The sequence below is a fragment of the Klebsiella sp. PK18 genome, from assembly GCF_057784655.1.
On record NZ_CM173493.1, the window covers coordinates 3,758,375 to 3,784,525 of the forward strand.

Genomic DNA, 26,151 nt, shown 5'->3' on the forward strand with positions numbered 1-26,151 from the left:
TCTGTGTGTGGCTGGCGGACAGCATACTTGACCTGACCGCCAGGACACTGTTACATCGCTTCGCCGTTGCTGTGGATCACCTGCTTTAGCCACGCATAGCTCTTCTTCGGCACCCGCCGCAGATCCTTGAGGTCATGGTTCTCACGATTGACGTACACCACGCCGTAGCGCTTACGCATATCGCCCTGAGAGCTGAGGATATCGATTAATCCCCAGCCGAGATAGCCAATCACCTGCGCGCCGTCCTCAAATATCGCCGCTTTCATGGCGTTAATATGGTCGCGATGGTAGGCGATGCGGTAATCATCGGCAATGGGATGTTCGCCATCCCAGGATTCGATCACCCCGATGCCATTTTCAATCGGGAACACCGGTAGCCGCCAGTCATTGTAATAGCGGGTGATGATCATGCGAAATCCCAGCGGATCGATCTGCCAGTTCCATTCCGTCGCTTTCAGGTACGGGTTATCCTGATTACCGAATAGCATGTAATTGTTGACCGCCGTTCCCGGCGGGATCGCGTCGCTATTGAGCGCACGGCTGGCGTAATAGCTGAACGCCAGATAATCGACCTTCACCGTCGCCATCAGCGCGATATCTTCAGGGCGATAAATATCGTCAAAGCCTTGGCGAGCGACAAAATGCATCACTTCCGGGCTATAACCCTCGCCGGCGTAGGCGCGCAGCAGGTTCTGGTTTAAAAACTCGTCCAGTTGCTGGGCGCAGAGAATATCGCGTGGTTTGCAGGTAGCCGGATAGACCAGCGCATGGGCCAGCATTCCGCCCATCAGGCACTGCGGCTTCGTCTGATGCAGATAGTGGGTCAGATGGACATGCGCCATCATCACGTGGTGCTGGATCTGATAGAGTTCGCGCAGCGTTTTATCGCCACGCAAATAGCCGGTGATCAGGAAGGCTTCCGGCGAATGGTAGAGGTTCTGTTCATTGAAGGTCAGCCAGTACTTCACCTTATCGCCGTAGCAGTCGATCATCTTCTGGCCATAGCGGATAAAGGCGTCCATGACCCGGCGGTCGGTAAAACCGTTGTAACGCTCCGCCAGCGACAGCGGCATATCAAAGTGATACAGGCAGATCATCGGTTCAATACCGCGGGCAATGAGCTCATCGATAAACTGATGGTAGAACGCGATCCCCTCTTCATTGAATTCGCCGTCCCCTTCCGGGCACACCCGGCTCCAGGCGATCTGGAAGCGGTAGCAGTTCATGCCCAGATCCTGCATCAGATCGAAATCTTCGCGAAAGCGATGATAGGAGTCGGTCGCGACCTTCCAGTCCGAGGCGAATTCCGCCGGTTGACGAATATCGTACACCGACATCCCCTTGCCCCCCTCGTTCCACGCCCCCTCCGTCTGCATGCTGGAGACGGAATTACCCCATAAAAAATCTGCCGGTAGTGTGTTCTTCATGCTGCGCCTCGGTATATGACTAGTCATTTAACTGTAATGACTAGTCATATACAAAAGATCCGCCACCGAAGCAAAAGTCGGATCGTTTTCTGTGAGCCAGGCAAACAAAAAAGATCGCCGCAAGCGGCGATCTTTATAGGCACGGAAAAAACGGCGTTACTGCGCGTCAAGCTGATGACGACGATATTCCCCCTGTCGCTCCAGCATCCAGCCCGGATATTCGCGCGGCAGGGCGCTGACCGCGTCAAGCTGGCGCAACTCATCATCGCTCAGGCGGATAGCGGTCGCAGCGATGTTATCCTGCAACTGCTCGGCCCGTTTGGCGCCAATAATGACGCTGGTCACCGCCGGCTGATGCAGCAGCCACGCCAGGGCAATCTGCGCCACCGATACCCCTTTTGCTTCAGCTATCACCCGCATGACGTCGATGCAATCAAATGCGCGCGCTTTATCCACGGGCGGAAAGTCGAACGCCAGGCGACGACCACCCGCTTCCGCCTCGCCGTCGCGGCGGTATTTCCCGCTCAGCAGGCCGCCCGCCAGCGGGCTCCAGACCATCAGGCCGAGTCCTTCGCTTTGCAGCATCGGCACCAGCTCACGTTCCAGGTCACGCCCGGCAATCGTGTAGTAGGCCTGCAGAGAAGCAAAGCGCGAGAGTCCAAGGCGTTCCGCGATGCCCAGCGCTTTGGCGATTTGCCAGGCCGCCCAGTTTGAAACACCGATGTAGCGCACATGCCCCTGCTGTACCAGCGTATCCAGGGCCGACAATGTCTCTTCGATCGGCGTCGCCGGATCGAAGCCGTGCAATTGATAGAGATCGATATGATCGAGCTGCAGGCGGCGCAGGCTCTCTTTCACGCTGCCCATGATGTGGTACCGTGAGCTGCCGCTCGAGTTCACGCCGGCGGTGCCGGTTTCGCCAAACACTTTGGTCGCCACCACGACGTTTTCACGCGGGATTTTCAGGTTTTTCAGCGCCTGACCGGTAATCTCTTCAGAGCGCCCTTCCGAGTAGACGTTGGCGGTATCGATAAAGTTGATCCCGGCGTCCAGCGCGCTGCCGACCAGCTGTTCGGCTTCAGCCTGGCGCAGCTGGCCGATTTTGCCCCACATCCCTTCTTCGCCGCCGAAGGTCATGGTGCCCAGGCACAGCTCAGAGACAAACAGACCGGTATTGCCCAGTTTTTGATATCGCATAGCACTCTCCTCAACAGGATGGTTAACGTCAGCGGTATAGTTATACCGCTGTGTCGAGGCGTGCGAATGGGGTGTTTCTGTCAGTTTCTTGCCCAATTCTGCAGAAATCAGGCGCAGAGTTTAAAGAGCCAATAGCCGCTGATGGCCGCCCATAGCAGCATAGGAATGGAGTAAAGATGGAAGCGCCACCAGATCCGCCGATCGCTGGCCATGCGCAGGGCGATGATATTGGCCAGCGATCCTGGCAGCAGACCAAAGCCGCCCACGTTAACCGCCCAGGCAAGCAGTATCGACGGCGGGACATAGTTGAGCAGCAGAATGGTCGAGGGCACATTACTGATCACCTGAGACAGGCCGATGGCGGTCAGCCACAGTCCGCCGCCGGAAAGCGTCCCGACGCCGCTCAGCACATGATGCAGCGCCGGAAGCTGGGTCAGCAGGTGGACGTCGATAAACATCACCATAAACACCAGCAGCAGCGACCAGTCCACATGGACGATCACCGCCCGGGCCAGAATCAGGAAGCCCAGCAGCACCAGCGCCAGCCCCCACAGCGCCTGATTCATCTCCAGCGCGGTCAGGAACACCAGATACAATCCCAGACAGCTCCAGACCAGCTTAGGCTGCCACGATGGCGCCTTATCGCTACTCTGGTAGCTAAGCCGGTTTGCCGGGAAACAGAACCAGCACAGCACCAGCAGGGTCAACATCATTGCCGCCGCCAGGGGTAACATCTCGCCGATAAACCCGACGAAAGAGAGGCCGGACCGTCCCCACAGCAAAATGTTCTGCGGGTTGCCGATCGGCGTCAGCAGCGACCCGGCGTTAACCGCCAGCGCTTCGAAGATAATCAGACGGTTAACCGGGATCGCACACCACTTTTTCAGCGTCAGCGTCAGCGGCACCACAATAAACAGGGCCACATCGTTGGTCAGGAAGGTGGACAGGAGCGCTGCCGCCAGCACCATAAAGATGGCCAGCTGGCGCTCAGTCACGAAGCGGCGGGCCATTTTCCGCCCCAGCACGTCAAAGTAGCCGCTCAGTTCAATGCCCTTGGTCAACAGCATCAGGCCGCTGAGCGTGATGATGGTATGCCAGTCAATGGCCGCCGGCCAGCTTGCCGGGACAAACGGCACGATGGCGCTGAGCACGCAGGCGATAATCAGCAGCAGGTGTAAAAAACGGTCGCGCAGCAGCGACTGAACAAAGGGAAGAGTCATGCTTCCTGGGATCCCTGTTTCTGGGTAAATTTCAGGAACATCGCCAGCGTCTCTTCACTCACGTGATGCTCCATTCCCTCCGCATCGCGGCGGGCGATTTCCGGACTGACGCCAATGGCCAGCAGAAAGTTTTCCACAATCTGGTGGCGTTCGCGACTTTCCTGGGCCAGCTTTTCCCCTTCCGGGGTTAAGAAGATCCCGCGCCAGGGGATCTGTTCGATCAGACCCACGCTGGCCAGGCGTTTGAGCATTTTGGCGACCGTGGGCTGCGAAACGCCAAGACGCGCCGCCATATCCACCTGGCGCGCCTCCCCCACTTCGTTGATCAGATCGGAGATCAGCTCCACATAGTCATCGATCAGTTCGCGGCGATGCGCTTCCCGCACCTGACGGAACCCCTCAACGTGCTCTTCAACATTTACTAACTGCGTCACTTTTTTTGTTATTGGCTTACCTGCGCGACGGTTCATTGTGCTTCCTCATTCGTGTGACGCGTCAAGCATCATATAAAAAGATCCACATTGTAATGGATTGCGCCAAGAGCACAAAAAATTAACGTTTTAGCCATAGCTATAAAATATAGCCTGTGCTATATCTGTATGTAATGCAAACAGCCATCATGGATTGACGGCGTGAACAGGCAGGAGGAGAGCAGATGAACGAATTCAAGAGGTGCTTAAACGTGTTTAGCCATTCACCCTTTAAAGTACGATTAATGCTGATCGGTATGCTGTGCGAGATGATCAACGGTAAACCACAGCAGGGCAAACCCCATTCCTAAGGCGGCGTCGCGGTACGCCGCTTCATTTTTCTGTCATCTTCTGCCGGCAAAATGACCGGTTTCCCCCGTTTCCCTGACCTTTTTTCAAGTTTTGTAAGCGCCCTCGCAAAACAATCTGTTATGTCTGGTTGACCTTACCATTTACAAGCCCTATCTTTGCACAGCCCTGCCACATTCGCGGCTCGCAGAGACCCTCTTCACGCACTGTCCAGCAGGTTTTACCCCTTGTCGCCAGGGGATGCGCATGGCCTCTTTTTGATTGTTTACTATGAATGTCACCACCCTGAAAGATACGCTGGTCGCCCGCCGACTGGCACTGAACCCATGGACAGGATTCTACTTTTTACAATCGCTGTTGATTAACCTGGCGCTGGGCTATGAATTTAGCCTGCTCTATACCGTGGCATTTACCTGCGTGTTACATCTTCTGTGGCGCGCTTTTCCGCGCGTCCAGAAAGGGGTAGTCGGCGCCTATTCGCTGCTGGCGGCCCTGTATTACCCCTTTGGCCAGGCTTACGGCGCCCCCAATTTCAACACCTTGCTGGCGCTGCACGCGACCAACGTGGAAGAATCTACGGAAATTCTGACCATCTTCCCGTGGTACAACTATCTGCTGGCGGTCTTCATTTTCGCACTGGGGATCATTGCGGTCCGCCGCAGGATCGTTGAGCCCTCCCGCTGGGGAAAAATGGAGACCCTGGGCCTGCTGTTCAGCGTCGGGATCTTCTTTCTGCAGCCGGTGCAAAACCTCGCCTGGGGCGGCGTGTTCAAGGTGATTGACACCGGTTATCCGGCCTTTCGTTTTGTGAAAGACGTGGTGGTGAATAATAACGAGGTGCTGGACGAGCAGGCGCGAATGGCGCAGCTGGCCGGCATGAAAGACAGCTGGCACGTGCTGGCGGTGAAGCCAAAGTACCATCTCTATGTGGTGGTGATTGGCGAGAGCGCCCGTCGCGACGCCCTCGGCGCCTTCGGCGGCCACTGGGATAACACGCCGTTTGCCAGCTCAGTAAACGGTTATCTGTTTAACAACTATGTCGCCGCCAGCGGCTCGACGCAGAAATCGCTCGGCCTGACGCTTAACCGGGTGGTCGACGGCAAACCGCAGTTTCAGGATAACTTTGTCACCCTCGCCAACCGCGCGGGTTTCCAGACCTGGTGGTTCTCCAACCAGGGGCAGATTGGCGAGTACGACACCGCTATCGCCAGCATCGCCAAACGTGCGGATGAAGTCCAGTTCCTGAAAAACGGCGATTTCGAGGCCAATAAAAATACTCAGGACGAGCAGTTATTAAAGCTGACCGAGCAGGTACTCTCTACGCAGCGCACCCAGCCGCAGCTGATTGTCCTGCATCTGATGGGTTCTCACCCGCAGGCCTGCGATCGGACCAAAGGCAAGTACACGGTTTTCGTCCAGTCGAAAGAGACCTCCTGTTATCTCTACAGCATGACGCAGACCGATTCGCTGCTGGCTAAGCTATACAGTCAGTTGCAAAACTCCGGCGATACCTTTTCACTGACCTACTTTTCCGATCATGGTCTGGCGTTCAAGGAGCGGGGAAAAGAGGTGCAGTATCTGGCGCATGACGATAAGTTCCAGCAGAACTTCCAGGTGCCGTTTATGGTGCTATCCAGCGATGACAAAGCGCATAAAGTGATTAAAGCGCAGCGCTCAGCGAATGATTTCCTCAGTTTCTTCTCCCAGTGGACCGGGATCAAGGCGGCGGAAATCGTCCCGCGCTATCGTTTTATCTCTGAGCAAAAGGCCGGTCCGGTGTACATCACCAACTTCCAGCTGCAGAAGGTGGACTACGCTCACCTCGGTACCGATGAGTTCACCGTCAATTAATCGTGCAGGCCCGGCCAGTCGCTCAGGCTGGCCGGCAACAGGCAAAAAAAATCCGCCCCGAAAGGCGGATTTTTTATATCACCGGAGTGATTAGAAGCGGTAACCCACGCCAGCAATCCAGGTACCGACGTCAACGTTACGAATACGAGACTGCTCGTAGGAGAAGTCCAGAGCAACGTTTTCGATCGGGTTGAACTGCAGACCAGCACCGTAGGAGAAACCGTAGTCGCTCATATCGGATTTCTGGTTCGGGAAGTTGTTGTTCTGGAATTTACCGTAACCAACACCCACTACACCGTAGATGCTTGCCCAGTCGTTCAGACGGTAAGCCGGACCTGCGGTGATGCCGTAGTACTGACCTTTGTTGTAAGTACCGTTGCTGGTGTTATCCTTTTCGGTGTAGGTGAAGGAACCGATAACGCCCAGCGGGTTGTTATCTTGCTCGTAACGGTATTTCAGGTTGAAACCGCCAGCTTTGTTCGCTTTACCCTGCATGTCGCTCTGCGCGTAACCGCCGGTTACGGTAGAAGTTGCAGCAAATGCAGTGGTACCTACGGATGCAGCCAGAACAACGGCCAGTGCTGAAAGACGTGCAATTTTATTCATAACCACCTCAAATGTGTTTCTAATAAGTCCTAAGCCTTAAATATATCAAAAACTTTTGGGAAACTCTTTGGAGTTTACATTGTCTAACATACTTTTTCATGTAACCAAAAGTTTCCATATTTCTATAACAATATGGAAAACAACAATTTTTGGCGTTAACGTACATCTTAACGCTCATTAAGAAATTCGCAAGCATCCAGATTAATCTTAATCACCTGGCGAATTTCTCAGCAACGTGCGCCATTCTACTGTTTTCGCCTCTGTTTTTTTCAACATTAGCTCAACCGTCAGCAGGTTATTCCAGTACACTGGCACTTTTACGACTTTTGACAAAACCTGACAGGAGAAAGGATGCCCGGTCCATCCCGAAAAGCGGCGGCATGGTTGCCGATTCTGGTGATTTTAATCGCCATGACCTCGATTCAGAGCGGCGCATCGCTCGCCAAATCGCTGTTCCCGTTGGTCGGCGCCCCGGGGGTCACCGCCCTGCGCCTGGCGCTCGGGACGCTGATTCTGGTGGTCGTGTTCAAGCCATGGCGGTTACGTTTCTCCCCGACACAGCGCGTGCCGCTGCTACTGTACGGCCTGGCGCTCGGCGCGATGAACTATCTCTTTTATTTATCCCTGCAGCGTATTCCGCTCGGCGTGGCGGTAGCCCTGGAGTTTACCGGCCCGCTGGCGGTGGCGCTGTTTGGTTCGCGCCGACCGCTGGATTTTGTCTGGGTGGCGCTGGCGATCCTCGGACTGTGGTATCTCCTGCCGCTGGGGCAGAATGTGGCGCAGGTCGATTTAACCGGCGCGCTCTTTGCCCTGGGCGCCGGCGCCTGCTGGGCGGTCTATATTCTGACCGGGCAGCGCGCCGGTGAAGAGCATGGGCCAGCCACGGTGGCGATGGGGTCGCTCATCGCCTCGCTGGTGTTTGTTCCGTTAGGCATGGCGCAGGCTACGGATACACTGTGGCAATGGTCGCTGCTGCCGATGGGGCTGGGGATTGCTATTCTCTCAACCGCGCTGCCCTACTCTCTCGAAATGATGGCCTTGACGCGCCTGCCGACGCGCACCTTCGGCACGCTGATGAGCCTTGAACCAGCATTAGCCGCCCTTTCCGGTATGGTCTTCCTCGGCGAAACGTTGAAGCTCTCCCAGACCCTGGCGCTGGGCGCGATCATTATCGCCTCGATGGGCGCCACGCTGACCATGCAGCGACAAAGTAAAATCGAGCAAGTCGATATCAATTAACATTCTGTTACGCCGCCGGCCCGTGAGAAATCCGGGCCGTTCAGCTAAATATAACCCTATGATATTTAGCGACTTTCAAAATAACCAACCACTTTGCGCTATCGAAGTGATATGGCCTGCCGATGCCTCACTCTTTGAAACCCTTGCTATACTTAGTCCCGAAGTTACCTGGGACAACGCTCCACATCATTCAGATTTGAAGTGTGACGAGCATCAATATCAAGAGGATATGAAACGATGAGTACCGCAAAACTGGTTAAATCAAAAGCATCTAATCTGGTCTATACCCGCAACGATGTCGCTGACAGCGAAAAGAAAGCGACCATTGAGCTGTTGAATCGCCAGGTGATCCAGTTCATTGACCTGTCACTTATCACCAAGCAGGCACACTGGAATATGCGCGGTGCGAACTTTATCGCCGTGCACGAAATGCTGGATGGCTTCCGTACCGCGCTAACCGAGCACCTGGACACCATGGCGGAGCGCGCCGTGCAGCTGGGCGGCGTCGCACTGGGCACCACTCAGGTCATTAACAGCAAAACGCCGCTGCAGAGCTACCCGCTCGATATCCATCACGTTCAGGATCACCTGAAAGCGCTGGCTGACCGCTATGCCGTCGTCGCTAACGATGTGCGCAAGGCGATCGATGAAGCCAAAGACGAGGATACTGCGGATATTTTCACCGCGGCCTCCCGCGATCTGGATAAATTCCTGTGGTTCATTGAAGCGAATATCGAGTAAGGCTTTGCCGCCGGCCGCAGCGCGGTCGGCGGCGCCTTTACTTTTCTCGCCCACCTTTCTGTTTTCCGTTCTATCCGTTTCCCCTTCTATGCTTTTCGTCCCCCTGCTGGCCATGCACTGTTTTAGGGCGCCAAATTGATGAAAATGCGCGCAAAAGTAAAACAATTGTAATAATCACCTCACACAATCGTTACGTTGAGATTGTTTTCCCATCAGGGTTTGCGCTAAAAATGTGCTCGTTATTCAGCAACTCTATAACGCACCAAAGTGACGCCCCATCCTGGTGCAGTGAGTGCCTGTCATGATCGAAATTGTGCAACCGCTCGCGCTTCGTTTGTTGAAAAACAACAGCTTGTAAAAGTGGCACGATTTTTTCATTAGGCTAGTCGTTCTCGCAGGGGATCGTCCCGTGGATATAAAAGGAAATGCTATGAAGTCTGTATTTAAAGTTTCACTGGCTGCACTGACCCTGGCTTTTGCGGTTTCTTCCCATGCCGCCAATAAGACCCTGGTTGTCGCCACCGATACGGCGTTCGTCCCGTTCGAATTTAAGCAAGGCGATAAATATGTCGGGTTTGACGTTGACCTGTGGGCGGCTATCGCCAAAGAGCTGAAGCTCGACTACACCCTGAAGCCAATGGACTTCAGCGGCATTATCCCGGCGCTGCAAACTAAAAATATCGATCTGGCGCTGGCCGGGATCACCATCACCGACGAACGTAAAAAAGCGATCGACTTCTCCGACGGCTACTACAAAAGCGGCCTGCTGGTGATGGTCAACGCCAATAATAACGACATCAAAGATGTGAAAGATCTGAACGGTAAAGTGGTCGCGGTGAAGAGCGGTACCGGCTCCGTTGATTACGCGAAAGCCAATATCAAAACCAAAGATCTGCGTCAGTTCCCGAACATCGATAACGCCTATATGGAACTGGGTACCGGCCGCGCTGATGCCGTGCTGCACGATACGCCAAATATTCTGTACTTCATCAAAACCGCAGGCAACGGCAAGTTCAAAGCGGTAGGCGAATCACTGGAAGCGCAAAACTACGGTATCGCTTTCCCGAAAGGCAGCGACGAGCTGCGTGAGAAAGTGAACGGTGCGCTGAAAACGCTGCGCGAGAATGGTACCTACAACGAAATTTATAAAAAATGGTTCGGCACTGAACCAAAATAATAAGAACACACTTCGCCAGACGCAGCTCCGGCGACATCACAACGGTCTTCCGGCACAGACTCGGCGGGAGACCGTATTTTGGCGGAGGATTTCCTCTGCTCTCGACACGGTAACAGGAACGTATTATGCAGTTTGACTGGAGTGCCATCTGGCCTGCCATTCCGATTTTGCTGGAAGGCGCCAAAATGACGCTGTGGATTTCCGTCCTCGGCCTGGCCGGCGGCCTGATAATCGGTCTGGTGGCCGGTTTCGCCCGCTGCTTCGGCGGCTGGATCGCCAACCACATCGCACTGGTGTTTATTGAAATCATTCGCGGCACCCCGATTGTGGTGCAGGTCATGTTCATCTACTTTGCGCTGCCGATGGCCTTTAGCGACCTGCGCATCGACCCCTTCTCTGCAGCGGTAGTGACCATCATGATTAACTCGGGCGCCTATATCGCGGAAATTACCCGCGGCGCGGTGCTGTCCATTCATAAAGGCTTCCGCGAAGCGGGCCTGGCGCTGGGCCTGTCGCGTCGCGAAACCATTCGCCACGTGATCCTGCCGCTTGCGCTACGCCGCATGCTGCCGCCGCTGGGCAACCAGTGGATTATCAGCATCAAGGATACCTCGCTGTTCATCGTCATCGGCGTCGCCGAACTGACCCGTCAGGGACAGGAGATCATCGCGGGCAACTTCCGCGCCCTGGAAATCTGGAGCGCCGTTGCTGTTATCTACCTGATTATCACCCTGGTCCTGAGCTTTATTCTGCGTCGTCTTGAAAGAAGGATGAAAATCCTGTGATTGAATTTAAAAACGTCTCCAAGCACTTTGGCCCGACCCAGGTGCTGCACGATATCTCCCTGAAAATTAATCAGGGTGAAGTGGTGGTCATTATCGGCCCGTCCGGCTCCGGTAAATCAACGATGCTGCGCTGCATCAATAAACTGGAAGAGATCACCAGCGGCGATCTGATTGTCGATGGCCTGAAGGTCAACGACCCGAAGGTGGACGAACGTCTGATTCGTCAGGAAGCCGGGATGGTATTTCAGCAGTTTTATCTGTTCCCGCACCTCACGGCGCTGGAGAACGTCATGTTTGGTCCGCTGCGGGTGCGCGGCGCCAGCAAGCAGGCGGCAGAGAAGCAGGCGAAAGATCTGCTGGCGAAAGTCGGCCTGGCCGAGCGCGCGCATCACTATCCGTCTGAACTCTCCGGCGGCCAGCAGCAGCGTGTGGCCATTGCCCGCGCGCTGGCGGTGAAGCCAAAGATGATGCTGTTTGATGAACCGACCTCCGCGCTCGACCCGGAACTGCGCCATGAAGTGCTCAAGGTGATGCAGGATCTGGCTGAAGAGGGGATGACGATGGTGATCGTAACCCACGAAATCGGCTTTGCCGAAAAAGTGGCTTCGCGATTGATCTTTATCGACAAAGGACGCATTGCTGAAGACGGCAACCCGCAGGAGCTGGTGAAGAACCCGCCAAGCCCGCGCCTGCGCGAATTCCTGCAGCACGTCGCCTGACCCGCAACGGCTCTCTTCCTCCGCGGAGAGAGCCGCTTTTCCAGATTCCTCTTCCCTCCCCTTCCGCCATCGGCTTCTATACTTACCCGTTTACGTTGCAACGGAGGTGCCCATGCCGTGGATCCTGCTTTTGCTCGCTGCACTGTTTACTGCCCCGCTTTCCGCCGCCGCCCTGCCCGGCGTGCCGACAGCTAACGCCGATAAAACCAGCGCCAGCGAACCCGATGCGGAACAGAAAAGAGCGGCCTACGCCGCGCTGGCTGACGTGCTGGCTAACGACAGCGCCCGTCAGGAGCTCATTGACCAGTTACGTAAAGCAGCCGCCACGCCGCCGCCAGACAGCACCCCGACGCTGACGCCGCCGGCGGTGAAAGAAGAGACCACGGTGCTGGAGAACGTCACGCAGATCAGCCGGGAATACGGCGAGCAGCTCTCGTCTCGCTTCTCTCAACTGTGGCGCAATATCACCGGCTCACCGCATAAACCTTTTAATTCGCAAACCTTCACCAGCGCGGCCTGGCATTTTTTACTGCTGGCCGGCCTGGTCTTTGCCTTCTGGTGGCTGGTGCGTCTTGCGGCGCTGCCGCTGTATCGCAAAATGGGTGAATGGGGGCGGCATAAAAACCGCGATCGCGGAAACTGGCTCCAGCTGCCCCTGACCATCGCCGGGGCGTTTGTTATCGACCTGCTGCTGCTGGCGCTGACCCTGTTTGTCGGCCAGTTGTTAAGCGATCGCCTGAATGGTAATAACCCCACCATCGCCTTCCAGCAGAGTCTTTTCCTCAATGCCTTCGCGTTGATCGAGTTTTTTAAAGCCATTCTGCGGCTCATTTTCTGCCCGCGCATCCCGGCGCTCCGGCCTTTTAACCTCAGCGACGAAGCCGCGTCATACTGGAGCCTGCGCCTGAGCGCGCTCAGCAGCCTGATTGGCTATGGCCTGATCGTCGCGGTGCCGATTATCTCCAATCAGGTGAATGTTCAGGTTGGCGCGCTGGCTAACGTCGTCATCATGCTGTGCATTACGCTGTGGGCGCTGTACCTGATTTTTCATAACAAGACCTTGATTACGCAGGGGCTAATCCATCTGGCCGACCGTTCGCTCTCCTTCTTTAGCCTGTTTATCCGCGCCTTCGCGCTGGTCTGGCACTGGCTGGCCTGCGCCTACTTTGTGGTGCTCTTTTTCTTCTCCCTGTTCGACCCGGGCAATAGCCTGAAATTCATGATGGGCGCCACCCTGCGCAGCCTGGCCATTATCGGCGGCGCGGCGCTGGTGTCCGGCATCCTGTCGCGCTGGATAGCCAAAACCATCACCCTGTCACCCGCCACCCAGCGCAATTATCCTGAGCTGCAAAAGCGGCTGAATGGCTGGATCTCCGCCTCGCTGAAGGCCGCGCGCATTCTCACCGTCTGCGTCGCCGTCATGCTGCTGCTGAGCGCCTGGGGCCTGTTTGACTTCCGCGAATGGCTGCATAACGATGCCGGGCAAAAAACGGTGGATGTGCTGATCCGCATCGCCCTCATCCTCTTCTTCTCTGCCATCGGCTGGACGGTGCTGGCCAGCCTGATCGAAAACCGGCTGGCCTCGGATATCCATGGTCGCCCGCTGCCCAGCGCGCGGGCCCGGACGCTGCTGACCCTGTTTCGCAACGCGCTGGCGGTGGTGATCAGCACCATCACGGTGATGATCCTGCTTTCGGAGATTGGGGTTAACATTGCGCCGCTGCTGGCGGGCGCCGGGGCGTTAGGGCTGGCGATTTCGTTTGGCGCGCAAACGCTGGTTAAAGATATTATCACCGGCATATTTATCCAGTTTGAGAACGGGATGAATACCGGCGACCTGGTCACCATCGGCCCTTTGACCGGCACCGTGGAACGAATGTCGATTCGCTCCGTGGGGGTACGACAGGATACCGGCGCCTATCACATTATTCCCTGGTCCTCGATCACCACTTTTGCCAACTTCGTGCGCGGCATTGGCTCGGTAGTCGCCAACTATGATGTCGACCGTCATGAGGATCTGGATAAAGCCAGCCAGGCGCTGAAGGCGGCGGTGGACGATCTGCTGGCCCAGGAGGAGATCCGCGGCCTGATCATTGGCGAACCGTCATTCGCCGGGCTGGTGGGGCTGAGCAATACCGCCTTCACGCTACGCGTCAGCTTCACCACCCTGCCGCTGAAGCAGTGGACGGTGCGCTTTGCCCTCGACACTCAGGTGAAAAAGCACTTCGATCGCGCCGGGGTTCGCGCCCCGGTACAGACCTGGCAACAGCTGCCGATGCCGGGCTCAGACAGCCCGGCCGCCGAGTAGCGTTAGAACGGACGGCGGCGTTTGGCGTCGTCCATAAAGCTCCAGGCGATAAAGCGGCTCTGCTTTTGCCCCTGGGCCATCTCTTTTTTCACCACTTTCACGGCCCCAACCTCGGTCAGCAGGCGGTAGAGCGGCGGCAGATTGTCGCCGCGCGACACCAGCGAGGTAAACCATTTCACCTGGCGGGCGAAGGCCTGACTTTCGCGGATCATCTGCGAGATAAAGGCCACTTCGCCTCCTTCGCACCACAGCTCCTGCTGCTGACCGCCAAAGTTAAGCGCGCTGTCGGCGCCGAGTCCGAGATTGCGGCGCTTGCGCTCACCGCCCGCCCGGGCGCTCTCTGCGGAGTCATGGAACGGCGGATTACACAGCGTGGCGTCATAGGTCTCGTTTTTGTGGATCACGCCGTGGAAGATGGCCTGGCTCTCTTTTTGCCGACGCAGACGGATCTGCCGGGTCAATCCGGGGTTGCCATTGACAATCGCCTGCGCGCTGGCGAAGGCTTCCGGGCTGATTTCGCTGCCGGTAAAGCGCCAGCCGTACTCGTGAACGCCGATCAGGGGATAGATGAGGTTGGCACCCGTACCAATATCAAGGATCGTGGCTTGCTTCGGCACCTCGCCACTATCCTGCGCCAGCAGATCCGCCAGATGATGAATATAATCGGCACGCCCGGGCACCGGCGGACAGAGAAAACCGTCAGGAATGTCCCAGTGTTTGACCGCGTAGAAATGCGCCAGCAGCGCTTTATTCAACGCCTTTACTGCCTGCGGATTGGCAAAATCAATGGTCTGCTCACCCAGCGGATTGAGCGTAATGTATCCCTGCAGGTCAGGATGCGCCTGGCAGAGCGCAGGCAGGTCGTAGCGTTGATGGTGGCGGTTACGCGGGTGTAACCCCGGTTTCTGGGCTTTCATGACAATCTCCTTTGAACAGCCGCGTAAGATACCCGTTGACGGCGGCGCGGTAAATAAGGGAGTCTGGATATCTCCTTTATCCGTGACAGGTGCAGCATGTACTTTTATCAACCTTCGCAGGGCCACGGCCTGCCGCACGACCCGCTGAACGCGATAATCGGGCCTCGCCCGATAGGCTGGATCGCCTCGCAGGACGCCGAGGGCCAGCGAAATCTGGCGCCATACAGCTTTTTTAACTGCTTTAACTATCGCCCGCCGATCATTGGTTTCGCCAGCAGCGGCTGGAAAGACAGCGTGCGAAATATCGTCGAAACAAAGGAGTTCGTCTGGAACCTGGCGACGCGACCGCTGGCCGTGGCGATGAATGAAACGTCTGCCTCGATCCCGCACCATGAGGACGAGTTCGTGCGCGCCGGTCTCACCGCCGCCGCCAGCCGCCTGGTCAGCGCCCCCCGAGTCGCGGAGAGTCCGGTGAACTTTGAGTGCCGTCTGTCGCAATGTATTCAACTCACCACCGCCGACGGTAACCCTGTTGATACGTGGCTGGTGCTCGGCGAAGTGGTCGCCGTGCATATTGATGAATCACTGCTGGACAACGGCATCTATCAAACCGCCCGCGCCCAGCCGATCCTGCGCGCCGGAGGTCCGAGCGCCTATTACAGTATTGATGATAGTCTGCGTTTTGACATGATCCGCCCTGACGCCCGCTAAATAATCTACCGGCCAGAGTACCGCTGCCCTGCGCCGGTAGCCTACTAAACGCCTTGTTTTGCATTAAAAATTCCCTATCGCACGGTCGGGAAAGACCTACACTTAAGCTATGTCCCATGCTGTTTATGAGGATATGCTGATGAAAATCACCTCGCTGCTATTCGCCGCTGCGCTCACCGCTCATGCCACCGCGGCCTCTCCCCTGCCACCGACACCCGTACTGCCCTATGCCGGGCCGCTCCGCCCTGTCGGCACCGTCTCCGCCTCCGGTGCCAGCACCCTTGATGATCTGGTGGCCGCCCTCGCGGATAAGGCCCACCGCCAGGGGGCGATAGCCTGGCGGGTCAATGCCGCCAGCAGCGGTAACCGACTGCACGGTTCAGCTATAATTTATCAATAACCTTTCACAGGAGGCAGACGATGGCATCAGGTTGGGCAGGTGATGGGGCCGTTCAGGATCAGATCGACAGCACCATTGACGATGCGGTGGCTCGCGCACGCCGCGAGCTTCCGCGCGGCGAAAGCAACAAATTTTGTGATGAATGTGGAGAGCCGATTCCGGAGGCCCGTCGACAGGCCATCCCAGGGGTCAGATATTGCGTGAAGTGCCAGCAGGAGAAAGATTTACATAACAATACGTTTTCAGGATATAATCGCCGCGGATCCAAGGATAGCCAGCTACGCTGACTTTCCTTTACCGTTCATGACAGCCTTTCGCATTATCTTTTCGCGCACATTTTTTGGCGGAAAAAGTCGCAATATGTGCCCTTAAACGCGTCAGTCTTCCTCGCTAAGCTTCGTGACGAAAAGAATGAGAAATAATTTATTAATAATCAGTAAATTATTAATCATTCAAAAAATTCGATGAAGACTGTGAATTTCCTTCGATTTTATCTCCCGCAAAAAAGCGTGATACTTATCACATCGACGGAACATCGTCCCCTGAACAGAACAACCTGCGAGAGATTAACTATGAAAAACATCAAATATGCTGCCGCTGCCATCGCTCTGACCGCCCTTTCCTTCGGCGCCTTTGCCGCCGAACCGGTCACCCCCGCTCAGGCAGAAAGCATGAATAAAATCGGTGTGGTGTCTGCGCAAGGCGCAACCACTTTAGATGGTCTGGAAGCAAAACTGGCTGCTAAAGCCGAAGCCGCTGGCGCGACCGGCTACAGCATTACTTCCGCTAACACCAACAACAAACTGAGCGGTACTGCGGTTATCTATAAATAATCGCTGTTCCCTCTGTAAGCCACTGAATTAACCCTGAAAAGACCTTTAATACCCTTGCCTTGCCCGTCCGAGCCACCGGACGGGCTTTTTTTATCCTGCAGATCCGATCACCAGCAGTCGTTGACGCGGCTGAGGCCCTGCTCCAGGGTGGTGACTTCCCCGCTGGCCAGCAGACAACAGGCAAGCTGAATTTTCAACGAGTGGGGCACCGGTTCGACGCCGGCGACGCAGCGCTCGATCCAGCGCGCCGTGACCTCGGGATCTTTCGAGGCCGGCAGGACCACCGCCTCCGCTGCCGTCTCAGTCTGGCGTTCGTACAGCACCCGCACGCCCTGCTCATCGATCAGGCTGATCTGCGGGCAGCGCTGCGGGTTGGCATACACTTCGCCCTCGGTACCGTGCATCAACAGCGCGCGGCCACCGGTCTCACGAAAGAAGTTCGCCACCCGCGGAACATATTCCGGATGCGACACGCTGGAGAGACGCAATGCCTCCGCTTCGCCAAACGGTGTAGCCAGCTTGGCCAGGGTATGGGCGCTGTTGCGCACGCCCATCCGCCAGCGCATCGCCAGCTGTTTCTCCAGCGGCGGACAGAAAGCCCCCACCGGGATATACACCGGTTCATGGCCCTCCAGCTGCGCCTGAGCCTGTCCGGCGTGCCGGGTGGCCGGAATATCCAGCAGGGTAAAAATGGTCTCGGTCAGCACCCGGGTGGGATCGTGACTGACGCCGTGAACCACCACCGGAAACCCCAGCTTGTGCAGAAGCATCGCCAGCAGCGGCGTCAGGTTCGCCTGCTTGCGCGCGCCGTTGTAGCTGGGGATGACAATCGGCATCGGCTTGCCGGCCGGCGGGGTCAGGCGCAGCGTATGCTGCTGCATCGCCGCGTAAAACCCTTTCATCTCCGCTTCGCCTTCGCCTTTGATGCGCAGGGCGATTAATATTCCCCCCAGCTCCAGCTCCGGCACCTCGCCGTCCAGCATCCGCGCATAGAGCGCACGGGCGGTCTCTTCATCGAGGTCGCGGGCATGATTCTTACCGCGACCCACCTCTTTTATAATTTTGCTGTACTCCATGGCTCCCCCTGGTGCATCACGCGCCGGCGTCAGCGACGTTTGCGGCCTGACTGTTTTGCTGTCTGTTTTGCTTTCCGTTTTACTATAACCTCCGGGACGCCCGGCTGCTCTATGGGAAAAACAGGTAACGCGTTCAGTAGACGCGCGCCATAGTTTTTGGTCAACAGACGCTTATCGTAAATCACCACCTCTCCCCAGCAGTGATGGCTGCGGATCAGACGCCCCACCTGCTGAATAAGATTAAAGGAGGCGCTGGGCAAACTCTGTACCTCGAAAGGGTAACGATTAAGGCTTTTCAGCCATTCGCCTTCGGTGATCACCACCGGGCTGTCGATGGGCGGAAAGGCGATTTTATGGATATGTACCTGGCTTAGCAGATCACCCTTTAAATCCAGCCCTTCGGCAAAGGACTGCAGACCCACCAGCACGCTGCGCTCGCCGCTTTCCACCCGTTTGCGATGCAGCTCCACCAGCCGATAGCGCGGCTGGTCGCCCTGCACCAGCAGCATCAGGCGCAGATCGGTCACATGCTCCAGGAAGCGGTTCATCGCCCGCCCGCTGGCAAACAGCACCAGCATCCCGAGATGTTTCTTGCTCTCTACCTGCTGGCGAAAATAGGCCGCCATCTCGGCAATGTGCTGCTCTTCGTTATCCATCAGCGGTTCATAGCGCATTTGAGGAATAATAATTTTCCCCTGCTCCACGTGGTTGAACGGCGAATCCAGCGCCACGAAGCGGTCACCCGCTTTCTCCTTCAGACCACTCATCTCCTGCAGGCGCGAGAAGCTGTTTAGCGAGCGCAGCGTCGCTGACGTCACGACGATATGCGGTACGCTGCGCCACAGCAGCCGTTCCAGCTGATCGCTGACGCGGATGCCGACACAGTGGAACCAGACATGGATCTGGCCGTCGCGCACCACTCGCGTCGCCCATTTGGTTACCGGCGCGCCTGAGGATTGCGCCAGCGACGCCAGGCGCCATAGCTTGCTTTGGCTTTCAAACATGCCGAGCGCGCGGTTCATCTGCAGCAGCACCCGATGCAGGCGCACCACGTCATGGCTGCCGGTCTTTTCGCTGAGATCGTTAAGAAACAGCTCCGCCAGCCCGCGCAGCATCTCGGTGAGCTTCGCCAGCCGCTGGCAGATCTCCATCACCTCCTGCGGCAGTTCGCCCATCGGGAAGCGATGCTCCGCTTCCTGACCGGCGGGCATGTAGAGATTGAGAATATTATTCAACGACGCAATCAGCTCGAACAGCTCTTCGCAATGGCCGGTGAGCCGCTCCGGATTGGCCAGCGGCGGTGTGGTTTTCGGACGAAACTGCTCCATGCAGGTGGCGACCAGCTTGCAGAACAGATCCAGCTGCAGGCGAAACCAGGGGGCGGTGATCTCAGCGCTCATCTCCAGCGCGTCGCGGGCGACGTCCGGCAGATGATGGCCTTCATCGAGGACCAACAGCAGGTTTTTCGGCTCCGGCAGCACTGCCTCGCTCTCCATCGCCGCCATCACCAGCGCATGGTTGGCCACCACCACTTCCGCCTCCTGAATTTCCCGCCGTGCCACGAAGAACGGGCACTCGCGATAGTAGTGGCAGTTGCGGTTCAGGCAGCTGGCCTTATCGGTGCTCAGCCGGCTCCACAGCGCGTCATCGATGGCTTTATCGGTATGATCGCGCAGGCCGTCCCAGCGGTAGCTGTCGAGGTCCTGCTTCAGGGTCGCACACAGCTTCTGCTCGGCCTGGTTGTTCGGGGTGAGATCGTCATCGAGGAAGGCCAGCAGATCCTGCTGCGACGGCTCGGTGCTGGCCAGCGCCGTCAGGTTACGCGGACAGACGTAGCGCCCACGACCGAAGGCGGCGGTAAAGCGCAGGTCGGGAATAATTTTACGCAGCAGCGGCAGGTCTTTACTGTAGATTTGATCCTGCAGGGCGACGTTGGCGGTGCTGACCACCAGCGTTTTTTGTTCCTCCCGGGCGATGGCGATGCCCGGGATCAGGTATGACAGCGTTTTACCGACGCCGGTCGGCGCTTCGATAGCCAGATGCCTGCCCTCTTCCCCGGCGAGAGTTTTCGCCACATCGGCGATCATCTGCCGCTGCGGGGGGCGGGGAATAAAGTCCGGGATCTGTTCCTGAAGCGCCTTATACCAGGCGGCGATTTGCGCTTTCAGCGCAGCGGTCAAAGCCATGAGAAAACCTGAATACTGTATAAACAGCCACTATTGTGCCATTTTTGCCCGCCTGGAGGTATTGCTTTCTGCTGAGTGTGGAAGCGTGCTCGACAAATAGTGTAATGGAAAGAAAAAGGCCCGCCGCCGCGTAGCGGACAGACGGGCCTGAGCCGGGCCGCGTTATCGCGGCCGGGGCATCAGCGTGTTATTCGCCAGCCGGTTTACGCGGACGACGGCGGCGCGGCGGTTTGCCGTCCTGCGTACGCGCTTTCGGCGCCTCGCCGTCCTGACGGCGCGGGGCGCTGTTCTGGCTGCGCGGCTGTCCGCTGCGTCCCTGACCCTGGCCACCGCGTCCCTGACCTTGCCCACGACCGCCGCCGCGCTGCTGGCGACCGTTCTGGATAGGTTCGGCTTTAATGGACGGATCCGGCTCATAGCCGGCAATCGCGATGCGCGGGATCTCTTTTTTCAGCAGGCGCTCGATATCGCGCAGCAGCTTATGCTCATCCACGCACACCAGCGACAAGGCTTCACCGGTGGCCGCCGCGCGGCCGGTACGGCCGATACGGTGGACGTAATCTTCCGGTACGTTTGGCAGCTCGTAGTTCACCACGTGCGGCAGCTCTTCGATATCCAGACCACGGGCGGCGATATCGGTCGCCACCAGCACGCGAATGCCGCCGGATTTAAAGTCGGCCAGCGCGCGGGTACGCGCTCCCTGGCTCTTGTTGCCATGGATCGCCGCGCTGCGGATGCCGTCTTTATTAAGCTGCTCCGCGAGGTGGTTGGCGCCATGCTTGGTGCGGGTAAACACCAGCACCTGCTGCCAGTTACCTTCGCCGATCAGCTGCGACAACAGTTCGCGCTTGCGGTTCTTATCAACGAAATGGACGTGCTGGGTGATCTGCTCGGACGCGGTGTTGCGACGCGCCACTTCCACTTCCAGCGGGTTGTGCAGCAGTTTCTCGGCCAGGCCCTTGATCTCGTCGGAGAAGGTCGCCGAGAACAGCAGGTTCTGTCGACGCGCCGGCAGTTTAGCCAGTACGCGACGGATGTCATGGATAAAGCCCATATCCAGCATGCGGTCCGCTTCGTCCAGCACAAGGATTTCCACGCTATCAAGGCTGACCGCGTTCTGATGTTCGAGGTCCAGCAGACGGCCCGGGGTGGCAACGAGGATGTCGACGCCACCGCGCAGCTTCATCATCTGCGGGTTGATGCTCACGCCGCCGAATACCACCAGCGAGCGAATATTCAGGTACTTGCTGTAATCGCGGACGTTCTCGCCCACCTGCGCCGCCAGCTCACGGGTCGGGGTCAGGATCAGCGCGCGCACCGGGCGGCGACCCTTTGCGTGCGGCTCTTTGTCAATCAGGCGCTGCAGCAGCGGCAGGGTAAAGCCCGCCGTCTTACCGGTACCGGTCTGGGCGCTGGCCATCAGGTCGCGCCCCTGCATTACTGCCGGGATCGCCTGCTGTTGGATAGGGGTCGGCTCAACGTAGCCCTGCTCAGCGACAGCGCGCAGGATATCGGGATTCAGGCCAAGGGAATCAAAAGACATAACAACTCCGAACCGCCCCGGCCCGGTGAAGGGCGTAGTTTTCAGGGAGATTATTGCGATAAGAGATGGCAAAAACCACAATGCCATGAAGGGGCGCAGTCTAGCAGATTTTGTGACAGGCCGCATAAAATCTGCAAAAGAATACCGCGCCTGGCTGGCGGGCATGAGAAGGCCGCTGAGCGAGCTCAGCGGCCTGGTGCGTCATGGCAAAGCGATTAACGCAGACGATACTTAAGTTTTTCAACGATCTTCGCGGTGGAGATGCCGTAGCGATCGTGAAGGGTCGGCAGCGCGCCGGCTAACAGGAACGCGTCGGGCAGCCCCACAGTATCCAGCTCACAGCGCATACCCTTACGCATCAACAGCGCGGCCACCGCCTCCCCCAGGCCGCCGACCGCGGTGTGGTTTTCCGCAGTCACCACCAGACGACCTGGCTTCGACGCCTGTTCAATAATCGCTTTTTCATCCAGCGGTTTGATGGTCGGCACGTGCAGGACCGCCACGCTGATGTTATCGGCCCGCAGCTTTTCAACCGCCTCCAGCGCGCGCATGGTCATCAGCCCGGAGGAGATGATCAGCACATCGTTGCCGTCCTCCAGCAGCTTTGCTTTACCCAGTTCGAACTGATAGTCGTATTTATCCAGCACCAGCGGCACCTTACCGCGCAGCAGGCGCATATACACCGGCCCCTGGTGATCGGCAATGGCCGGCACCGCCTGCTCTATCTCCAGCGCATCGCAAGGATCGACGATGACCATGCCGGGGATACCGCGCATAATCGCCAGATCTTCAGTGGCCTGATGGCTGGGGCCATAACCGGTCGTCAGGCCCGGCAGCGCCGCGCAGATCTTCACGTTCAGATGCTCTTCAGCGATGACCTGATGAATAAAATCATAGGCGCGACGGGTTGCAAAGGCGGCATAGGTGGTGGCGAAAGGAATAAATCCCTCCTTCGCCATTCCCCCCGCCGCCGCCATCAGCAGCTGCTCGGCCATGCCCATCTGGAAGAAACGATCCGGGAAGGCCTGGGCGAAAATATGCAGATCGGTATATTTTGACAGGTCCGCGGTCATGCCGACGATTTCCGGACGCTGCGCCGCCAGTTTTGACAGCGCGACGCCGAAGGGCGCAGAGATGGTCGCCTGGCCCTCATCGGCAATCGAGGCGATCATCGCCGACGTTTTTAAACGGGGTTGACTCTGGCTCATTACAGCACTCCTTCTGGTTTGTTAGCATCCAGCACCGCAATCGCTTTTTGCCATTCGTCGGCATCGACGCGAATAAAATGGTTTTTATCGCGGGTTTCGAGGAACGGCACACCTTTGCCCATCAGCGTGTCGCATAAAATGACCCGCGGCTGGTTGCCGGAATAACTTTTCGCGTTGTCAAAGGCGGCCATCACCGCCGGCAGATCGTTACCGTCCACGCGCTGTACGTACCAGCCGAAGGCGGCCCATTTTTCATGCAGCGGCTCAAAGCCGAGGATTTTGCGTGAATCGCCGTCGGCCTGCTGTTTGTTGACGTCGACCAGGTTAATCAGGTTGCTCAGGCCATAGTGAGCCGCCGACATCGCCGCTTCCCAGGTCGACCCTTCGTCCAGCTCCCCATCGGACATGGAGTTGTAGACCCAGGCCGTGCTCTGTTTCTGCCGCAGCCCAAGCGCCATGCCGACGGCAATGGACAGCCCCTGTCCCAGCGAACCGCCGGACATCTCCATGCCTGGGGTGTAGGTCGCCATGCCGGACATCGGCAGGCGGCTGTCGTCGGAGCCGTAAGTTTCCAGCTCGGCTTCCGGGATAATGCCCGCCTCCAGCAGCGCGGCATAATAAGCGATAGCGTAATGGCCATGAGAGAGCAGGAAGCGATCGCGCCCCTCCCACTCGGGATCTTCCGGACGATAGGTCATGGCGTGGCTGAAGGCGGTGGCCAGCACATCGGCATAGCCCAGCGCCTGGCCGATATAGCCCTGCCCCTGCACTTCCCCCATTTGCAGGGCGTAACGGCGAATACGCCATGCCGCCGCGGCGACTTTTTGTGATTCGGTCATCTTCATCTGTTTGCCTCGCTTAGTGAATTAACATGCCGCCGTTAACGTCCAGGGTAATACCGGTGGAGTAGGAAGAGAGGTCGCTGCCGAGGAACAGCGCGGCGCGCGCGATGTCTACCGCGTCTCCGAGGCGATTCATCGGGATCCCGGCAAGAATGTTGGCCGTCATGTCGTCGGTCAGCTTGCCGGCGGTAATGTCGGTCTGAATCAGCCCCGGGGTGATGCAGTTAACGCGGACGTTATCCGGGCCAAGCTCGCGCGCCATCGCCCGCGCCAGACCCAGCACCCCGGCTTTTGCCGCGCTGTAGTGCGGGCCGCCGAAGATACCGCCGCCGCGCTGGGCGGAAACGGACGAGATGCAGACGATGCTGCCGGATTTTTGCGCCCGCATGGTGGGAATAACCGCCTGCGACATCAGCAGCGTGCCGCGCAGGCTGACATCAAGTACTGCGTCATAATTGGCGCGCTTGATATCCATCAGCTTCAGCGGTTGGGTAATCCCGGCGTTATTCACCAGCACATCAACCCGGCCATATTTCGCCAGAATTTGTTCGATGGCCGCCTGCACCTGCACTTCGTCGGAGACGTTCGCCGCCAGGCCGAGATGGCCTTCGCCTAATGCCGCCGCCGCGGTTTTGCTGGCTTCACCATTGAGGTCGATAATGACCACTTTCGCGCCGTTGTCGGCGAATAATTTCGCGGTGGCGAAACCCAAACCGCGAGCGGAGGCCGCGCCAGTAATAATGGCGACTTTATCTTCTAATAACATAGTTTCACTCCATGACATTACGTCATATTAATTAACAGGATATATTTCCGTTATTGTGGTTCATCGAGGAAAAGAATCACCACCAAACCAATGGCGGCGCAGATACCAAAATAGGTAAATACAGAATTAAAACTCCCGGTTTTATCAAGTAAGAAACCGGCTGCCATCGGCGCGACAAATCCACCGAAGTTGCCGCCGCTATTAATTATGGAAGAGGCGATTGGATAGGTTTTGCTGTCCGAAACGGCCATACCGTAGGCGGTAAAAGCCGGCCAGCCGATATTCAAACAAAAACCGACAAAAAATAATCCAATACAGACCGCCAGGGTGCTTGCCGGGATATTCAGCATAATTAACATCATGACCACCGTTGACACGGCAGTAAACATCATGGTGGGTTTACGTCGGCGGCCCAGGACTTTATCTGAAATCCACCCGCCGCCAATCGCGCCAATAAAGCCGCCGATGCACGGCATACTGGCCACGAAACCCATACTCATTACATCAAAGCCACGCTCTTTGACTAAGTACAGCGGGATCCAGGTTAATAATCCGTACAGCACGCTAACCATCATAAAATACGCCAGGCAGTCACCGAGAATATTTTTTGAGGTGAATAAGCCTTTCGCCGTATCAATTGGCGCCATCTTCTTTACCCGAATGATTTTATCCAGCCAGGTGAATCGATCGGCAATTAATATATTTTCGCGTACGCTATTATTATGACTTTCACGCCCGGCATTAATCTCTGCCAGTTCACTTTGTGAAACAAATCCGCTTTCTGATGGCTTTGACTTCACCAATAGATACCAGGCTATCGCTGCCACAATCCCGGGTATCGCGAAGGAGAAAAAGACCCACCGCCAGCCCCAGGTCACCGCAATCCACACCGCCAGCGGCGGGACAATAATCGGCGCAAACATGGTCGCCGCGATGTAAACGCCGGTTGCTGTGGCTTTCTCTTTTGGTGGAAACCAGTTATTTATGGTGGAAGCCAGCCCCACCGGGCAAGGCCCTTCGCTTAGCCCCAGTCCCAGCCGCACCAGCTTCAGGCCAAACACGGAGCTCACCGTGCCCATCAGCCAGGTAAAGGCGGAGAAGCCGAAAATGGACAGCGAAACCAGCCCCCGGGTACCGCGTTTGGCGATGAAAAAACCGGCCGGGATCTGGCTTACCGCATAGCCGAGGAAAAACATACTGGCGATGGCCCCGGCTTCAAAATTATTGATATGAAACTCATCAATGATAAACGGCAGAACCGCGCCAATATTGGTTCTGTCGGCGTAATTGATGGCATACACCAGGAAAATCATCGTCAAAACCACGAAACGATATTTCGTTTTCCTGGCGTCAGTACAGACTAGTGTATCTATACGTGACATAGGGTTTCCTCATCTTATACCTCATCCACTTCGCTGCCCGTTGCCGCTTCGGATCACCGCGTTTTCACTTTCCATACAGCAGCAAAAGATAAATATCTTTTCGCTCAGCTAAACAGGTGGTTAGGTGTTTTATAATGGCGATCTCAAAGCATCGCCGTTTGTGATCAGGCCTGTGAGAGGAATATAACAACCCCAAAATGAAACGGTATTCAAAAAACCTCAATTATGATTGAGAAAA

25 protein-coding genes are annotated in these 26,151 nt (G+C 56.9%); 12 read left to right on the forward strand and 13 right to left on the reverse strand.

Going from position 1 to position 26,151, the window contains the following annotated elements; all coding sequences use genetic code 11:
* Nucleotides 1–50: 50 nt before the first annotated feature.
* The 4 genes from AC3EMD_RS18350 to mntR all read right to left on the reverse strand — a co-directional run bounded on the left by AC3EMD_RS18350 (nt 51) and on the right by mntR (nt 4,314).
* On the reverse strand, nt 51–1,427 hold the full coding sequence (locus AC3EMD_RS18350; protein ID WP_012542372.1) for a glycoside hydrolase family 1 protein: 1,377 nt from the start codon (nt 1,425–1,427) through the stop codon (nt 51–53).
* 156 nt (nt 1,428–1,583) lie between these two features.
* The gene (locus tag AC3EMD_RS18355) at nt 1,584–2,624 is read right to left on the reverse strand and encodes an aldo/keto reductase (RefSeq protein WP_302073634.1); all 1,041 of its coding nucleotides are present in this window, start codon (nt 2,622–2,624) and stop codon (nt 1,584–1,586) included.
* Between the two features lie 107 nt (nt 2,625–2,731).
* A complete protein-coding gene (locus AC3EMD_RS18360) occupies nt 2,732–3,844 on the reverse strand; it encodes an anion transporter (RefSeq protein ID WP_012542373.1) in 1,113 nt (370 codons plus the stop codon).
* Nucleotides 3,841–4,314: a manganese-binding transcriptional regulator MntR gene (gene mntR, locus AC3EMD_RS18365; protein WP_008805779.1), complete on the reverse strand. Its 474-nt coding sequence runs from the start codon at nt 4,312–4,314 to the stop codon at nt 3,841–3,843. Before mntR ends, AC3EMD_RS18360 begins: the two co-directional genes overlap by 4 nt.
* Nucleotides 4,315–4,499: 185 nt before the next feature.
* Between mntR and mntS the strand changes: the two genes are divergently transcribed.
* Together mntS and AC3EMD_RS18375 are read left to right on the forward strand one after the other, a co-directional pair.
* A complete protein-coding gene (gene mntS, locus AC3EMD_RS18370) occupies nt 4,500–4,625 on the forward strand; it encodes a manganase accumulation protein MntS (RefSeq protein ID WP_012542374.1) in 126 nt (41 codons plus the stop codon).
* A gap of 268 nt (nt 4,626–4,893) precedes the next feature.
* Nucleotides 4,894–6,474 carry a phosphoethanolamine transferase gene (locus tag AC3EMD_RS18375; RefSeq protein ID WP_012968654.1) on the forward strand — a complete coding sequence of 527 codons (1,581 nt, stop codon included), beginning with the start codon at nt 4,894–4,896 and terminating at the stop codon, nt 6,472–6,474.
* Nucleotides 6,475–6,564: 90 nt separating this feature from the next.
* Here the strand turns inward: AC3EMD_RS18375 and ompX are convergent, their stop codons facing one another.
* Complete coding sequence (ompX, locus tag AC3EMD_RS18380) at nt 6,565–7,080, reverse strand: outer membrane protein OmpX (RefSeq protein ID WP_008805777.1); 516 nt, start codon at nt 7,078–7,080, stop codon at nt 6,565–6,567.
* A gap of 351 nt (nt 7,081–7,431) precedes the next feature.
* Between ompX and rhtA the strand changes: the two genes are divergently transcribed.
* The 6 genes from rhtA (at nt 7,432) to ybiO (ending at nt 14,049) form a co-directional block, all read left to right on the forward strand.
* Nucleotides 7,432–8,319, forward strand: a complete 888-nt coding sequence (gene rhtA / locus AC3EMD_RS18385) for a threonine/homoserine exporter RhtA (protein ID WP_012968655.1) — start codon at nt 7,432–7,434, stop codon at nt 8,317–8,319.
* A 237-nt stretch (nt 8,320–8,556) separates the two neighbouring features.
* Complete coding sequence (gene dps, locus AC3EMD_RS18390) at nt 8,557–9,060, forward strand: DNA starvation/stationary phase protection protein Dps (protein WP_002895841.1); 504 nt, start codon at nt 8,557–8,559, stop codon at nt 9,058–9,060.
* 430 nt (nt 9,061–9,490) lie between these two features.
* Nucleotides 9,491–10,237, forward strand: a complete 747-nt coding sequence (gene glnH, locus AC3EMD_RS18395; RefSeq protein ID WP_004886198.1) for a glutamine ABC transporter substrate-binding protein GlnH — start codon at nt 9,491–9,493, stop codon at nt 10,235–10,237.
* Between the two features lie 125 nt (nt 10,238–10,362).
* Nucleotides 10,363–11,022: a glutamine ABC transporter permease GlnP gene (glnP, locus tag AC3EMD_RS18400; RefSeq protein WP_002895837.1), complete on the forward strand. Its 660-nt coding sequence runs from the start codon at nt 10,363–10,365 to the stop codon at nt 11,020–11,022.
* Nucleotides 11,019–11,741: a glutamine ABC transporter ATP-binding protein GlnQ gene (gene glnQ / locus AC3EMD_RS18405; protein ID WP_008805775.1), complete on the forward strand. Its 723-nt coding sequence runs from the start codon at nt 11,019–11,021 to the stop codon at nt 11,739–11,741. Before glnP ends, glnQ begins: the two co-directional genes overlap by 4 nt.
* A 112-nt stretch (nt 11,742–11,853) precedes the next feature.
* Nucleotides 11,854–14,049 carry a mechanosensitive channel protein gene (ybiO, locus tag AC3EMD_RS18410; protein ID WP_012542377.1) on the forward strand — a complete coding sequence of 732 codons (2,196 nt, stop codon included), beginning with the start codon at nt 11,854–11,856 and terminating at the stop codon, nt 14,047–14,049.
* A gap of 2 nt (nt 14,050–14,051) precedes the next feature.
* Here the strand turns inward: ybiO and rlmF are convergent, their stop codons facing one another.
* Entirely contained in the window at nt 14,052–14,966 is a 915-nt protein-coding gene (gene rlmF, locus AC3EMD_RS18415; RefSeq protein ID WP_008805773.1) for a 23S rRNA (adenine(1618)-N(6))-methyltransferase RlmF, read from the reverse strand.
* A gap of 96 nt (nt 14,967–15,062) precedes the next feature.
* Between rlmF and AC3EMD_RS18420 the strand changes: the two genes are divergently transcribed.
* From AC3EMD_RS18420 to ybiJ, 4 genes are all read left to right on the forward strand, one after another.
* On the forward strand, nt 15,063–15,677 hold the full coding sequence (locus AC3EMD_RS18420; RefSeq protein WP_012968656.1) for a flavin reductase family protein: 615 nt from the start codon (nt 15,063–15,065) through the stop codon (nt 15,675–15,677).
* Nucleotides 15,678–15,816: 139 nt separating this feature from the next.
* Nucleotides 15,817–16,077 (forward strand): YdgH/BhsA/McbA family protein, encoded by a 261-nt coding sequence (locus AC3EMD_RS18425; protein WP_016160534.1) that lies wholly within the window; start codon nt 15,817–15,819, stop codon nt 16,075–16,077.
* A 20-nt stretch (nt 16,078–16,097) separates the two neighbouring features.
* Nucleotides 16,098–16,364: a DksA/TraR family C4-type zinc finger protein gene (locus AC3EMD_RS18430; RefSeq protein ID WP_002895824.1), complete on the forward strand. Its 267-nt coding sequence runs from the start codon at nt 16,098–16,100 to the stop codon at nt 16,362–16,364.
* Between the two features lie 285 nt (nt 16,365–16,649).
* A complete protein-coding gene (ybiJ, locus tag AC3EMD_RS18435) occupies nt 16,650–16,910 on the forward strand; it encodes a DUF1471 family protein YbiJ (RefSeq protein ID WP_004176772.1) in 261 nt (86 codons plus the stop codon).
* A gap of 107 nt (nt 16,911–17,017) precedes the next feature.
* Here ybiJ and ybiB read toward each other — a convergent pair whose 3' ends face one another.
* The 7 genes from ybiB to AC3EMD_RS18470 form a co-directional block, all read right to left on the reverse strand.
* Nucleotides 17,018–17,986, reverse strand: a complete 969-nt coding sequence (ybiB, locus tag AC3EMD_RS18440; RefSeq protein WP_008805768.1) for a DNA-binding protein YbiB — start codon at nt 17,984–17,986, stop codon at nt 17,018–17,020.
* A gap of 29 nt (nt 17,987–18,015) precedes the next feature.
* A complete protein-coding gene (dinG, locus tag AC3EMD_RS18445; RefSeq protein WP_008805767.1) occupies nt 18,016–20,172 on the reverse strand; it encodes an ATP-dependent DNA helicase DinG in 2,157 nt (718 codons plus the stop codon).
* Between the two features lie 187 nt (nt 20,173–20,359).
* Nucleotides 20,360–21,715, reverse strand: a complete 1,356-nt coding sequence (rhlE, locus tag AC3EMD_RS18450) for an ATP-dependent RNA helicase RhlE (RefSeq protein ID WP_008805766.1) — start codon at nt 21,713–21,715, stop codon at nt 20,360–20,362.
* A gap of 215 nt (nt 21,716–21,930) precedes the next feature.
* Nucleotides 21,931–22,923 carry a transketolase family protein gene (locus AC3EMD_RS18455; protein ID WP_213935519.1) on the reverse strand — a complete coding sequence of 331 codons (993 nt, stop codon included), beginning with the start codon at nt 22,921–22,923 and terminating at the stop codon, nt 21,931–21,933.
* Nucleotides 22,923–23,768 carry a transketolase gene (locus tag AC3EMD_RS18460; protein ID WP_016160531.1) on the reverse strand — a complete coding sequence of 282 codons (846 nt, stop codon included), beginning with the start codon at nt 23,766–23,768 and terminating at the stop codon, nt 22,923–22,925. Before AC3EMD_RS18460 ends, AC3EMD_RS18455 begins: the two co-directional genes overlap by 1 nt.
* Nucleotides 23,769–23,781: 13 nt before the next feature.
* Entirely contained in the window at nt 23,782–24,531 is a 750-nt protein-coding gene (locus tag AC3EMD_RS18465; protein WP_032735010.1) for an SDR family NAD(P)-dependent oxidoreductase, read from the reverse strand.
* 50 nt (nt 24,532–24,581) lie between these two features.
* Nucleotides 24,582–25,913 carry an MFS transporter gene (locus AC3EMD_RS18470; RefSeq protein ID WP_016160529.1) on the reverse strand — a complete coding sequence of 444 codons (1,332 nt, stop codon included), beginning with the start codon at nt 25,911–25,913 and terminating at the stop codon, nt 24,582–24,584.
* Nucleotides 25,914–26,151 lie beyond the last annotated feature (238 nt).